Origin of the sequence: Hymenobacter piscis, from assembly GCF_018760735.1 — a bacterium.
GTDB classification, from domain to species: domain Bacteria; phylum Bacteroidota; class Bacteroidia; order Cytophagales; family Hymenobacteraceae; genus Hymenobacter; species Hymenobacter piscis.
The window spans coordinates 11182-25358 of the sequence record NZ_JAHHZN010000021.1; the positions used below are offsets into that span (position 1 = coordinate 11182).

Genomic DNA, 14177 nt, shown 5'->3' on the forward strand with positions numbered 1-14177 from the left:
CGGGGGCTGGCCACCCGCCGCCGCAACCGGCGCGGCGGCCCCCGGCTGGCCGCGTTGCTATTTTTTATTGACCAGCGCCTATCCGTTATGAAGCACTTCCTGCTTTGGGTCTTGCTGTTGAGCAGCTTCGCCACCCGCGCCCAGCTCACCGACACTTTCGCCGACGGCGACTTCACCCAGAACCCCGCCTGGACCGGCGACGCGGCCTCGTTCCGGGTAAACTCCGCCCAGCAGCTCCAGAGCAGCGGCCCCGCCCTCACGGGCACCCGGCTTCAGCTCGCAACGCCCTGCCAGGCCAGCACCGGCACCACCTGGACGTTCTGGGCCAACCTGAAGCTGGCCACCAGCAGCGGCAACTACGCCGACGTGTGGCTGCTGGCCGACCGCGCCGACCTCAAAGCCACCGGCACCCGGGGCTACTTCGTGCGCCTGGGCGGCACCCCCGACGAGGTGGCCCTCTTCCGCAAGGACGCCACCGGCAGCCCCGCCTACGTGGTAAATGGCACTGATGGGACGCTCAGCTCCACCACCAACAACCTCGTGCGGGTGCGCGTCACGCGCTCGGTCCAGGACGTCTGGACCCTGGAGCGGGACCTGAGCGGGGGGCAGAATTTCACGAGCGAAGGCACCGGCCCCGATGCCACTTACCAGACCAGCGCGTTCTGCGGCGTGGTGCTGACCTATTCCTCGGCCAACAGCCAGGCGTTCTACTTCGATGATTTTCAGGTAACCGATGCCACCCCGCCCGCCGCCGTGCAGGCGGCCGTGGCCGGCCCCCGCACCCTGGATCTGACCTTCAACGAAGCCGTCGGCGCCACCCAGCGGCCCGCCGACTACCAGCTGCCCGGTGGCCCCACCGTGACGACCGCCCAGCGCGACGCCGCCAATCCGGCCCTGGTGCACCTGACGCTGGCCACCGATTTGCCACCCGGGGCCGGCACGGTGGAAGCGCGCGGCGTGGCCGACCTCTACGGCAATGTGGCGGTCGGGCCGCTCACGGCCGCCTTCACCTTCGCGGGCGTGCTCACCGAGCCCGGTTTCTATCAGCTGCTCATCACCGAAATCATGGCCCGCGAAACGCCCGTGGTGGGCCTGCCGGCTTCGGAGTATCTCGAAATCCACAATCCCTCGGCCACGCGGACGCTTGATCTGGCGGGCGTGAAGCTTAGCAAGGCGGGCAGTACGGGCAACGCGGCCGTGTTTCCGGCCGGGGCCACCCTGCTGCCCGGCGAGTACGCGGTAGTCTGCGGCAGTACCCGCGGGGCGCAATTCGCGGCCTTCGGGAAGGTGTTCGCCCTCACGAATTTCCCCAGCCTTAACAACGGCGGCGACGAGCTGCTGCTGCGTGCCCCGGGCGGGCGGCTTCTGTACGCGGTACATTACCTGGACAGCTGGTACCGCGACGCGGCCAAGCAGAACGGCGGCTGGAGCCTGGAGATGCTCGACCCCGCCAACGCCTGCGCCGGGGCCGAGAACTGGCGGGCCAGCCAGGACCCGAGCGGGGGCACGCCCGGCCGCCCCAACCCGGTAGCCACCAGTACCCCCGATACCGCCCCGCCGACGTTGCAAAGTGTGCTGGTGGTCAGTCCCACGGTGCTGCGGCTGGTCTTCAACGAAACGCTCGACAGCGCCCGGATGGCCAACCCCATTTTCTACAGCCTCACGCCCGGCGTCAGCCTCCAGCGGGTGCAACCGGTACCCTTCGATTTCCGGGCCGTGGAGCTGACTTTGGCCGCCCCGCTGGCAGTTGGGCAAACCTACACCGCCGCCGTGCAGAGCCGTACCGACTGCCTGGGCAACAGCACCGGCGCAGCCGCCACGGTCAGTTTCAGTTTGCCCGTAGCCCCGGGCTTCGGCCAGCTGCTCATCACCGAAATCATGGCCGACGAGACGCCGGCAGTGGGCCTGCCGGCCGCCGAATACCTGGAGATTTATAACCCCTCGATGAGCCAGGTGCTCGATCTGGGCGGGGTGCAGCTGCTGAAGCCCGGCAGCACCGGCAGCGCGGCCGTCTTTCCCGATTCGGCGCGGTTGCAGCCCGGCGAGTACGCGGTGGTCTGCGGCAGCACCCGGGGCGGCTTGTTCGCGGGTTTCGGCAAGGTATTTCCGCTGACCAATTTCCCCAGCCTGAGCAACGCCGCCGACCAGCTGGTACTGCTCGGCCGCACCGGCCGCATGCTCTTCGAGGTAACGTATTCGGACAACTGGTACCGCGACACCCGCAAGCAGGAGGGCGGCTGGAGCCTGGAACTGGTGGATGCGGCCAATTTCTGCGGGGGCTCTGAGAACTGGACGGCCAGCCAGGACCCCAGCGGCGGCACGCCCGGCCGCCAGAACTCCGTGCGCACCGCCAACCCCGACCGCACCGCGCCCGCGCTGCTGCGGGCCGTGGCCCTCACGCCCACCCGCGTCCGGCTGTTTTTCAGCGAGAAGCTCGACAGCGCCGCCGTGGCCAATCCCGCCCTCTACACCTTCGCGCCGGCCGCAACGGTGGCGCGGGTGCTGCCCCAGGGGCCCGACTTTCGCACCCTGGACCTGGAGCTCAGCACCGCCCTGCAACCCAACCAGCCCCTGACGCTTACCGTGCAGCGGACCACCGACTGCGCCGGCAACGCCAGCGGCCCGGCCACTGCGGCCCCGCTGGCCCTGCCCGCCCCGGTAGCGGCCGGCGACGTGGTTATCAACGAAATCCTGTTTAACCCGCGCCCCGGGGGCGTCGATTTTGTGGAGCTGCTCAACCGCTCGGCCAAGTACCTGAACGTGGAGGGCTGGCAGCTCGGCAGTGAAAAGCCCGACGGCTCGGTGGACAACAAAATCCTGAACGGCGGGCCCTACGTGCTGGCCCCCGGCCAGCTGCTGGTGCTCACCACCAGCCCCGCCAACCTCCTGAGCTACTACCCCAGCAGCGCGGAGCCGGCCAATCTCCTGGCTTTGCCCAGCCTGGCTTCCTACCCCGACGACGCGGGCATCGTGGTCGTGTACTCGGCCACCGGCCAGCTCCTGGACCGTTTCGCTTACGACAAAGCCATGCACCTCAAGCTGCTCGACGACCTGAACGGGGTGTCGCTGGAGCGCATCCGGGCCGCGGGACCGAGCACGGCCGGAAACTTCCACTCGGCCGCCAGCGCCGTGGGCTACGCCACGCCCGGCCGCCCCAATTCCCAGTACCAGCAGGACCCCGGCGGCGACCAAATATTTCGCCTCGAACCTGAAGTTTTCACCCCCGACGAGGACGGCCAGCAGGATTTCACGACCCTCAACTATACCCTCGACGCGCCCGGCTACGCCGCCAGCGTCACGATTTACGACGCCCAGGGCCGCCTCGTCCGCCGCCTGGCCCGCAACGAAACCCTGGCCACCACCGGCTTCCTGCAGTGGGACGGCCTCACCGACCGGGGCCAGAAGGCCGCCGTGGGCTACTACGTGCTGCTCATCGAGCTCTTCCAGCCCGGCACCGGCCAGAAGCGCGAATACCGCAAAACGGTGGTGGTGGGCGCCCGCCCTTAATCACAGCTGGTGCAGATGAAGGGGGTGTTGCAGATTCGTTTTGGCGAAGGAGTCGGTCTGGCACATGATACAATCGTCAAACGATTCCCTCCACCAGAACGAATCTGCGGCATCCCCGTCATCTGCACCAGCTGTGATTTAAACCATGAGAGCCCGGGCGCGTCCAAGCTGGCATGACGACGACGCAACAACAACTCCAGCACCTGTACTGGCGGGCGGGTTTCGGGCCGACGCCGGGGCAGGTGGCCGCCGGCCTGAGCCCCCGGCAGGCCCTGCGCCAATTGCTGCGCGACTCGCAGCAATTCGAACCCCTCGACGGGCCGGCCATGCGCTACGCGGAGCCGTTGCCCCCGCCTTCCGATAAGAGGTTGGCGGCCCAAGGTCGGCCCCAGACGGCGATGGTGACCACGCCCGACGGCACGGCCCAACCCGCCACCCAGGGCGCGGGCAAGATGACGGCCGCGGAACGCAAGCAGCGGAACCAGGCTATCCGGAGCGCCTATTACGCCATGAATACCGGCTGGCTGACCCGCATGGCTACGTCGCCGGCCCAGCTGCGCGAGAAGCTCACCTTCTTCTGGCACGGCCACTTTGCCTGCCGGGTGCGCCGGCCCGATGCGGCGTTGCAGCTCAACAACACCATCCGGCGGCTGGCCCTGGGCAAGTTCCCCGACCTGCTGCTGGCCGTGAGCAAGGAGCCGGCCATGCTCCAGTTTCTTAACAACCAGCAGAACCGCAAGCAGCATCCCAATGAGAACTTCGCCCGCGAGGTAATGGAGCTCTTCACCCTGGGCCGCGGCCACTACTCGGAAACCGACGTGAAGGAGGCCGCCCGCGCCTTTACGGGTTGGGGCTACAACGCCGAGGGGCAGTTCGCGTTCCGGGAGCGGCAGCACGACGACGGCCCGAAAACCCTGCTCGGGCGTACCGGCAACTTCACCGGCGAACAGGCCTTGGCCGTCATTCTGGCCCAGCCCGCCTGCGCCGAGTTCATCACCACCAGGCTCTACCGCTTCTTCGTCAACGATACGCCCGACCCAGCCCACATTCAGCCGCTGGCCCAGGCGTTTTTCCGGAGCGGCTACGACATTGCAGACCTGCTGGAACGCCTGTTTTCGGCCGACTGGTTCTACGCGGCGGCCCACGTGGGCACCCGCATCAAGTCGCCGGTGGAGCTGCTGGCGGGCCTCAAGCGCACCCTGGGCCTGCAGCTGGCCAACGAGCGGCCGATCATCGTGTTCCAAAAGGCCTTGGGCCAGACGTTGTTCGAGCCCCCGAACGTGGCCGGCTGGCCCGGCGGCCGCAGCTGGATTGATTCGTCGTCCCTGCTCTACCGGTTGCAGCTGCCGGCGGTGCTGCTGCGCAACGCCGAGTTCAACGTGGCCCTCAAGCAGGACGAAAATGACCTGGCCCCCAACCTTTCCCGCGCCGACCGCACCTTCAACGAGCCCGTGAAAACCACCGTGCAGCTGGCTCCGCTCCAGCAGCTGCTGGCCGGCACACCCGCCGCCCGCCAACCCGCCCGGCTCAGCGAGTTTCTGTTACAGGTGCCCATCCGCCCCGAGAATTTGGCCCTGGTGCGCGGGGACCTGCGCGCCATGACCACCGCTTTGCTGAGTTTGCCCGAGTACCAGCTGATGTAAGTGGTTATGCTTTGCCGGCAGAACGTCATGCTGAGCTTGTCGAAGCATCTCGCGTGCTGACGTCGCAAAGGTAACTCATTGGCAGCAAGCGAGATGCTTCGACAAGCTCAGCATGACGTTCCTTGTTGCCCGGTCCCTCAATTACCTAATCCCCCAGTCCCCCGGTTCCCCGAAAACCCCCAACCCATGACGTCTCGCCGCGAATTTCTGAAAGGCTCGGTGCTGGCCAGCACGCTGCTGTTTGTGCCCCGGTTTCTGCACCGCCTCGATGCCCAGGACCTGAAAAGCCTGCGCGACGCCGACGGGCGCCGCCTCGTGGTGGTCCAGCTCGGGGGCGGCAACGACGGGCTCAATACGGTCATTCCCTACGAAAACGACCTGTACTACAAGGCCCGGCCCACGCTCGGCATCCGGCCCCAGAGCGGCATTCTGACCCTCGACAAAGGCCTGGGCTTCAACCCGGCCATGACCGGCCTTAAAAGCCTCTACGACCAGGGCCACGTGGCCGTGCTCAACTCCGTGGGCTACCCCAACCCCGACCGCAGCCATTTCCGCTCCATGGACATCTGGCAGAGCGGCTCGGGCGCCGAGGAGTACCTGGGCACCGGGTGGCTCGGCCGCTACCTCGACTCGAACTGTGCCCCCTGCACGCTGCCCTACAACGGTCTGGAGGTGGACGATACGCTGAGCCTGGCCATGAAGGGGGGGCTGCGCAAGGGCCTGGCCCTCAAGAATCCGGAGAAGTTTCACCAGCTGACTCAAAACCGCCTGCTTGCTAAAGTGGGCAGCGAAAAGCCCGGCGGTGCGGTATCGGAGCTGGATTACCTCTACAAGACGCTGGCCGAAACCACGTCCTCGGCCGAGTATCTGTACCAGAAAAGCAGGGTGTACAAGTCCGGCGTAACGTACCCCGGCACCGAGTTCGGGCGCAACCTCAAAACCACCGCCGAGCTCATCAATTCCGGGGTCGATTCGCGGGTGTTCTACGTTTCACTCACCGGCTTCGACACCCACGTGCGCCAGCAGGAGCAGCAGGGCCGGCTGCTCGGCGACTTGTCGGAAAGTCTGCGCGCCTTTTCGGAGGATTTGCAGCAGGCCGGTAATTTCGACGATACGCTCGTGCTGGTCTTCTCCGAGTTCGGCCGCCGCGTGGAGCAGAACGCCAGCAACGGCACCGACCACGGCACGGCCAACAACGTGCTGCTGCTCGGCGGCGGCCTCAAGCGCCAGGGCATTCTCAATGACGCGCCCAACCTGCAAAACCTCGACGCCGGCGACCTGCGCTACCAACTCGACTTCCGCAGCGTCTACGCCACCGTATTGCACGACTGGCTCCGGGCCGACGACCGCGCCATCCTGAGCGGCGGCTTTGAGCGGCTGCCGGGGCTGGTGTAAGGTTAGTGGTGGGTTGTTGGTTGTCAGTTGCTAGTTGTCAGTTGAAGGAACGTCATCCTGAGCGGAGCGAAGGATCTTACCACGTTGAAACGAGTCGTTGATACGATTCTCGTTCATGCTTGATAGGATCCTTCGCTTCGCTCAGGATGACGTTCCTTCAACTGACAACTAGCAACTGACAACTGACAACTGACAACTAAAAAGACTACCGCCGCACCACCAGGCCCACGAAGTACTCCCGGTCGGCGTTGCGGGTGAGGGCGAAGTGGCGGCCGAAGTCGAACTGCAGGTTTTTGCCCACGAAGAAAACCGGGCCTACGTTCAGGGCTTCTTCCCAGCGCCGGGAGCGGAAATCCCGCTCGGCCACGGCTTCCACGAACACCATGAGCCAGGGCCGCAGCGTGTGGTCGAGGTTGATGGACGGGCTCGTGGCGAGGTAGTGGCGGCTCGCGTCGCGGTCGAAGCCCAGGCGCAGGGGCAGTTGGGCGCTTAGGTTCCAGGAGTCCGAGAGGGCGTAGGTGGCGGGCACCAGCACGGCGTACTCAGTGCCGCCGGCGCCCTGGGCGCCCCCGGTGGGCAGCAGCACCGACCCGATCAGGCCCAGGGCCAGAGGGCCTTCCGTGCTGTCGTTGCCCAGCAGGTTGCGCTTGAGGCGCAGCGTCACGTCGCCGAAGCCCCGGGAGCTGGTGGCCGGCTCGTCGGCGGTGGCAAAGGTGCGCTCCCACTGGTAGGCATCCACGAACACCTGCAAATCGGTCCGGTTGCTGAGACCCATTTTGAGGGCAAAGGCGTTGGCCCGGATGGTGCGCTGGCGGGGCTCGGTGCCGGGTCGGCTGGTGATGAGGCGGCCCAGGTCGGTTTCAAATTGCAGGTGGCCGGCATCCACGGTCACCGGGTTTTCCGTCACGCCGGGCCGGTCGGCGGCCAATGGGCGCATCAGGCTCCGGGGCACCGGCCGCAGCAGGGAATAGCGGCTTTTGACGGCCGTAAGCGAATCAGTGGTGGTTTGGGCGGCGGCCAGGTGCGGCAGCAGGGGCAGCAGCAGGGCCGCCAGAAAAGCAGGGGAGGGGAAGCGCATAGCAGCGGTAGTACGCGGAATGCCGCGCACGGTTGAGCTTCGGAATAGTCGGCCGCGGCCCGGTCGGCGGAGTCAGCGCCCGAAAACAATCCGCCGCGGCCGGAGCTTACAGGTGCTTACCATGCTGCCGGCCATGAAAAACACCCTCTACTTCAGCCTCGCCCTGCTCGCGGCCTCCTGCTCCTCGAATCCCGAGCAAACTACCCCGGAAGCCCCGGCCGAAACAACGACGGCGGCCGTTCCGCGCAAGCTGCCCGCAGTGCTCCGGCAGGCCCTGGAAGCCCACGGCGGGCTGGCCGCCTGGCAGCAGTTCGGCACCATGGAGTACCGGATGAAATCGACCCTGGGCACGCCCCGCGACGAAAAGCACCTCATCGACCTGCGCACCCGCCAGACCCGCATCGAGGGCGCCGGCTACCAGCTGGGCCGCGACGCGCAGCAGCAGGTTTGGGTGAGCCCCGCGAAGGCGGCCTTCGGCGACATGTCGGCCCGCTTCTACCACAACCTGTTCTTCTACTTCTTCTCCATCCCGTTCGTGCTGGCCGACGAGGGCATCGTGTACGAGGACCTGGGCCTGCGCACCGTGGCCGGCCAGGAGTATCAGGCCCTGAAAGTAAGCTACGAAGCCGGCCGCGGCGACTCCGCCAAAGACGAGTATATCGCCCACTTCAACCCCCGCACCCACCGCCTGGAGCTGCTGCTCTACACCGTCACGTTCTTCGAGCCCGGCAAGCAGGCCACCTTCAACAGCCTGCTCTACACCGACTGGCAGCAGGCCGACGGTTTGCTGCTGCCCCGCAAAATGGAAGGCCACAAGTTCGCCAACGACCAAATTGGCGACCTGCGCTACCAGGCCGAGTTCAGCGACGTGCACCTGACCCGCGCCCAACCCGCCGCCAGCCTGTTCGCCATGCCAAACGGTGCGGAAGTGGATTCGCTGAAGCAATAGAGCGGATAGCAATCAGTAGAAAGAACGTCATCCTGAGCGCAGCGAAGGATTCTGTTACGGGAGAACGATAGTCTTGGCAACGACTCGTTTCAACGCAAGAGGCTCCTTCGCTCCGCTCAGGATGACGTTCTTTCTACTGACAACTGACAACTGACAACTGACAACTGACAACTGACAACCGGCAGCCCACTCAAAACGGCACGACCACCTTCACGCTCAGGTTGCGGCCGGGGTTGTAGATGCCGGTGCGGCCGGTGGGCGAGGCGCGGTAGTATTCGAAGTATTTGAGGCGGTTGAGGTGGGCCTGGTAGGCCACGTCGAAGAGGTTGTCGGCTTGCAGCACCAGTTGGGCGAGGGGGCGGCCGGTGGCGGTGCGCAGGCTGGTGCCCGCGCCCAGGCCCGTGAGCAGGTAGCCGGGCGTGGCGGTTTCGGCCCCATCTACGGCGTAGAAGCGGTTCTGGCGGGCGGTGCCGGCCAGCGTGAGGCGCAGGTAGGAAGCGGCGAAGCGGCGGCCGGGCTGGTCGGGCAGGGTGAAGCGCAGCTCCGTTTGAGCCGTGGGCGCCGGAATCAGGGGCAGGTAGCGGCCGGCGCGGCCTTCGCGCTGGCGCAGAGCGGCGTTGCGGTTCAGGCCGACGACCAGGGCCGCCCCGGTGCGCCAGCTCAGGCCGGGCAGAGCGGCCGGCTGCACGTTCAAGGCCAGCTCGCCCCCGTAGAGGCTGGCGCCGGCCTGCTGAAACTGGTAGGTGGCGTTGCCCAGGGCATCGCGCCGGGGCTGGCCGTTGGCCTCGAACAGCCGGGCCTGGTAGATGAAGTTCTCGACGCGGTTATAGAATGCCTCCGCGCTGGCCTCCACGGCCCCCGACTTCCAGAGCACGCCCACGTCCTGCTGCCAGTTGAATTCGGGCCGGAAAGCGGGGTTGCCCAGATAAATGATGTGGGCGCCCGGGTCGAGGCCGTTGGAGCCGATTTCGGGGATGTTGGGGGCGCGGTAGCCCCGGGCCAGGTTGGCCCGCAGCACCAGGCGCGGCCCCGCCGCGTAAGAGCCCCCCACGCTGGCGGACACGCCCCGGTACACCTTGTGAAAGGCGGTGAATTGCCGCTCGGCCCCGGGCGTGGTGGCGCTGGCCGCGCGGCCGAAGCCGGTGGCCGGGTCGGTGCCCACGTAGAAGTCGTTCCAGTCCACCACCCGGGTATCGTAGCGCAGGCCGCCGGTCAGCTCCAGGGCCCCGAAAGCCTTTTTCACCACCCCAAACCCGCCAACATCAAACAGGCGGTAGGGCGGAATGGGGAAGTCGGTGGCGTTGAGGTGGCGGTTGTCCTGGGCCATGCCATTGGTGCCCACCGTCAGCTCGTAGCCGTGCTGGCTGGGCAGCAGGTAGCGGACCTCGTAGTTGAGCGTGGTCAGGCGCAGATCGAGGCCGGGCTGGGCGGGGTCGGTGGGGTGGTTGAACTCCTGGCGGTGGTTTTGCTGGAGGCCCAGCAGCAGGCGCAGCTCGCCGGGGCCGGCCTTCAGCTCGCTCGTGGCAAAGGCCCGGTAGTGCGCAATGTGCTGGTGCAGATCAGTAATCCGGTAGCTGTTGAGCTCCCGCCGGCTCACCACGGGCCGGGTGGCAAAGTCGTCCTGCTCGCCCTCAAATACCTGCCGCGTGAAGGCCCGGCTCAAAGAGTCGCGGCTGCCGTCCGGGATTTCCTGGCGGTTGTCGTAGGCCGTCAGCCAGAGGCGCACGGTGCCCCAGTTGCGGCGCAGGCCCAGCAGGCCCGTCAGGTTCAGCTCCCGGAAGCCGGTGTTGTACACCCGTCCGTCCACGGGGTTGCGGTAGTCGCGGGCCCAGCGGTGGCTGGCGCGCAGGCTGGTCTCAATACCCCGGTTCTGGTACTCCAGCGCCCCCGACTTGCCCACCAGCCCGTTCACCGACTGGTACTCGGTCAGGACTTCGCCGTGCAGCTCGCCGTCGGGGCCGGAGGGCAACGCGGGCAGCAGGTTCACCACCCCGGCTACGGCATCAGAGCCGTAGAGCAGGCTGGCGGGCCCCTTCACTACTTCCACCCTATCCAGGCCGTAGCCGTCCACCTCCAGGCCGTGCTCGTCGCCCCACTGCTGGCCCTCCTGGCGCAGGCCGTTGAACAGGGTGAGTACCCGGTTGTAGCCCAGCCCCCGGATAAAGGGCTTGCTCACGTTCGGGCCGGTGGTCACGGCGGCCAGCCCCGGAATGCCCCGCACGGCCGCGTCGATGGCGTTGCCACTGGCGTTGAGGCGGATTTCCCGGCCCGTCAGGGCCGCAATGGGCACCGGGGAGCGGCGGATTTCGGTGCTCCGGCCCACGCCCGTCACCACTACTTCGCCCAGGGTGCTTGCTGCCGCCCGCAGCCGCACCGTCAGCAGGTCGGTGCGGGGCATTTTTACGATAATGGTGGCCGCCGCGAAGCCCACGGCGCTGCCCTGCACCGGCTGGGACCCCGCGGGCAAATCGGGCAGGCTGAAGCGGCCGTCGGCATCGGCGGCCGTGCCGCGCTGCAGGGCGGGCAGGGCCACGCTGGCAAACGGCACGGGTTGGCCCCGCTCATCGAGCACCACCCCGCGCAGCGTGCTGGTTTGGGCCAGGGCCGGCAGGGCCAGCAGCAGGGAAAAAAGCAGCGTAAGAACTGTCTTCATTTTAGTGGTGGTTAATTTTAAATTTAGATGTGTCTAAATCTGTGGTCGAAAGAAAAGCCACAAGCAGGTTGCGGCTTTTCGGAGTGATGATAGGAGGCTGGCTAGGCGTCCCAGGCGTCCCAGGGTTGAAACCCTGGGCTACGGAGCAGTTTGCATCTTCGCCGCCAGCTCACTAGCCCAGGGCTTCAGCCCTGGGACGCCTGGGACACCTGGAATGCTACGCCCCAGTGAAGAACTGGAACAGCAGGTAGCCGTTGAGGCCCAGAATGATGGCCGAAATAATCCAGCAGACGGCCTGCAGCCAGGGTTTATTCACGAAAACGCCCATTTTGAGCTTGCTGCCGGTGAAAAGCACCAGCGGAATGACGGCAAAGCTGAGCTGCAACGACAGAATCACTTGGCTCAGGACCAGCAGCTCACTCGTGCCTTTTTCCCCGTAGAGCATGGTTACGATGAGGGCCGGCACCACGGCAATGGCGCGGGTGATGAGGCGGCGCATCCAGGGCTTGAGCTTGATGTCGAGGAAGCCTTCCATCACGATTTGCCCGGCCAGAGTGCCCGTCAGGGTCGAGTTCTGGCCCGAGGCCAGCAGGGCAATGGCAAACACGGCCGAGGCCGCGCCCGCGCCCAGTACCGGCGTGAGCAGCTTGTGCGCGTCGTAGATGTCGGCTACCTCGCGCAGGTTGTTGGAGTGGAACGTGGCGGCCGAGACGACCAGGATGGCCCCGTTCACGAAGAAGGCCAGAAACAAAGCCACCGTGCTGTCGATGGTGGCAAACCGGATGGCCATGCGCTTGCCCGGCTCGTCCTGGCGGATGGCCCGGGTTTGCACGATGCTCGAGTGCAGGTACAGGTTGTGGGGCATCACGGTGGCCCCCAGAATCCCGATGGCCAAATAGAGCGCGTGCGGGTCAGTGACAATCTGCGGCTTCGGAATCAGACCTTCGGCCAGGGCGAAGTAGTCGGGGTGGGAGGCCACGATTTCGTAGATGAAGCACCCGAAAATCACGAAAATCAGGCCCGCCACGATGCTTTCGATGATGCGGAAGCCCTTGCTCTGGAAGAAGAGCACCACCAGCACGTCGAGAATGGTGAGCACCACGCCCCAGACCAGCGGAATGCCGAACAGCAGGTTGATGGCAATGGCCGAGCCGATGACTTCGGCCAGGTCGCAGGCAGCAATGGCAATTTCGCACAACACCCAGAGCACGAACGACACGGGCCGGGAGTAATGGTCGCGGCAGGCCTGGGCCAGGTCGCGGCCCGTCACGATGCCCAGCTTCACGGCCAGGTGCTGGAGCAGCATGGCGAAGAAGTTGGAAATCAGAATCACTGAGAGCAGCATGTAGCCGTAGCGGGCCCCGCCCTCAATGTCGGTGGCCCAGTTGCCGGGGTCCATGTAGCCCACGGCCACCATCAGGCCCGGGCCGGTAAAGGCCCAGAGCTTGCGCCAGAACGAGGCCCCTTCGGGCGGCACCGTGATGGAGCCGTGTACTTCGGGCAGGGAGTTGGCGCGGCGGGCGTGCCGCCAGCCGGTTTCAGGAGCAGCGGCGGCCGGGGACGAATCGGGGAGAACGGGTAACGTGGAAGGCATACGGGTGGCCGCGAGGCCCAAAACAGAAGCGGAGGAGCTGATCCTCACAAAGAACGGTAATTTTTAGCCTTGTCTAAATTTTAATTTATGACAGTCTACCTACTGCTTTTGTTGACAAAAGTTGCGGACCGGGCAAAAAGACGGAATTTTGCCGGCCCCGGGCGTGTCTTGGCAGGCCATAATCCGGGGAGCCGCTCAGCCGCGTTGCCCTCCCGCCTGCCTTCTTTTGCCGCCGCCGTTTCACCCGCTGCCCATGCCGTTGCCCCTCAAAACCCGTTTCGCTATTCTTTCGCTGGTCGTGAGCGTGGTGCTGATTGTGGTCAAGTTCTACGCCTGGGTGCTTACCCGCTCCCAGGCCGTGCTCACCGACGCGGTGGAGTCCATCATCAACGTGGTAGCCAGCGGCTTCGCCCTCTACAGCATCTACCTGGCCAGCCTGCCCAAGGACGAAAATCACCCCTACGGCCACGGCAAGATTGAGTACCTCTCGGTCGGTTTCGAGGGCGGGCTGATTCTGATGGCGGGCGGCTACATCTTCTACTCGGCCATCCAGGCCCTGCTGCATCCTCACCCCGTGGCCCGGCCCGACTGGGGCATTGCCCTGCTGGCCTTCACGGCCCTGGTCAACCTGGCCGTGGGCTTCGCCCTGGTGCGGGCCGGCCGGCAGCACCACTCGCCCGCCCTCGTCGGCGACGGCCAGCACCTCTACCTCGACGCGGTCAGCACCTTCGTTTCCTGCGCTGCCCTGGGCCTGGTCATGCTCACCGATAACCTGCTTTACGATGCCCTGGCGGCCCTGCTGCTGGGCGTGTTCATCGTGGTGAACGGCTACCGCATGGTGCGCCGCTCGGTGTCGGGGCTGATGGATGAGGCCGACGTGAAAACCGTGCAGCAGGTAGTGGCCGAGCTCCAGGAACACCGCCAGCCCACCTGGATTGACGTGCACAACCTGCGCGTGGTGCGCTACGGGGCCAGCCTGCACATCGATTGCCACGTGACGATGCCCTACTACCTGAGCCTGGAGCAGACCCACGAGCAGGTGCACGGCATCGAGCAGATCGTGGCCCAGGAATTCGAGGTGCCGGTGGAAATGTTCGTCCACGCTGACCCCTGCACCTTCGCCGCCTGCTCCCACTGCCACGTGGCCGACTGCCCCGTGCGCCAGCACGCCTTCACCCGCGAAATTCCCTGGACCCTGGCCAACGTCGCCAAAAACGAGCGGCACGTGCTGGGGAATGAGTAAATGAGTGAAGTGGAGAATGAGTGAATGCGTGATGTGCCCTGTCATCCTGAGCGGAGCGAAGGACCTTATCACGCTTGAACAGCCCGTTTTACGGCGTACTCTTCAGACGTGGCAA

General features: G+C 65.9%; 8 protein-coding genes. 5 read left to right on the forward strand and 3 right to left on the reverse strand.

The genetic code is table 11. From position 1 onward, the window contains the following. Positions 1-87 precede the first annotated feature (87 nt). The 3 genes from KLP40_RS17430 to KLP40_RS17440 all read left to right on the forward strand — a co-directional run bounded on the left by KLP40_RS17430 (position 88) and on the right by KLP40_RS17440 (position 6545). Positions 88-3507 (forward strand): lamin tail domain-containing protein, encoded by a 3420-nt coding sequence (locus KLP40_RS17430; RefSeq protein WP_215595109.1) that lies wholly within the window; start codon positions 88-90, stop codon positions 3505-3507. 173 nt (positions 3508-3680) lie between these two features. Then, a complete protein-coding gene (locus KLP40_RS17435) occupies positions 3681-5150 on the forward strand; it encodes a DUF1800 domain-containing protein (protein ID WP_215595110.1) in 1470 nt (489 codons plus the stop codon). 186 nt (positions 5151-5336) lie between these two features. Then, entirely contained in the window at positions 5337-6545 is a 1209-nt protein-coding gene (locus KLP40_RS17440; protein ID WP_215595111.1) for a DUF1501 domain-containing protein, read from the forward strand. 205 nt (positions 6546-6750) lie between these two features. Here the strand turns inward: KLP40_RS17440 and KLP40_RS17445 are convergent, their stop codons facing one another. Next, positions 6751-7623 carry a transporter gene (locus tag KLP40_RS17445; RefSeq protein ID WP_215595112.1) on the reverse strand — a complete coding sequence of 291 codons (873 nt, stop codon included), beginning with the start codon at positions 7621-7623 and terminating at the stop codon, positions 6751-6753. Positions 7624-7756: 133 nt separating this feature from the next. Between KLP40_RS17445 and KLP40_RS17450 the strand changes: the two genes are divergently transcribed. Next, entirely contained in the window at positions 7757-8572 is an 816-nt protein-coding gene (locus tag KLP40_RS17450; protein WP_215595113.1) for a DUF6503 family protein, read from the forward strand. A gap of 190 nt (positions 8573-8762) precedes the next feature. Here KLP40_RS17450 and KLP40_RS17455 read toward each other — a convergent pair whose 3' ends face one another. Together KLP40_RS17455 and KLP40_RS17460 are read right to left on the reverse strand one after the other, a co-directional pair. Further along, positions 8763-11225, reverse strand: a complete 2463-nt coding sequence (locus KLP40_RS17455) for a TonB-dependent receptor (protein WP_215595114.1) — start codon at positions 11223-11225, stop codon at positions 8763-8765. Positions 11226-11442: 217 nt separating this feature from the next. After that, the gene (locus tag KLP40_RS17460) at positions 11443-12819 is read right to left on the reverse strand and encodes an Nramp family divalent metal transporter (protein WP_215595115.1); all 1377 of its coding nucleotides are present in this window, start codon (positions 12817-12819) and stop codon (positions 11443-11445) included. 253 nt (positions 12820-13072) lie between these two features. Between KLP40_RS17460 and KLP40_RS17465 the strand changes: the two genes are divergently transcribed. After that, the gene (locus tag KLP40_RS17465; protein WP_215595116.1) at positions 13073-14062 is read left to right on the forward strand and encodes a cation diffusion facilitator family transporter; all 990 of its coding nucleotides are present in this window, start codon (positions 13073-13075) and stop codon (positions 14060-14062) included. Positions 14063-14177 lie beyond the last annotated feature (115 nt).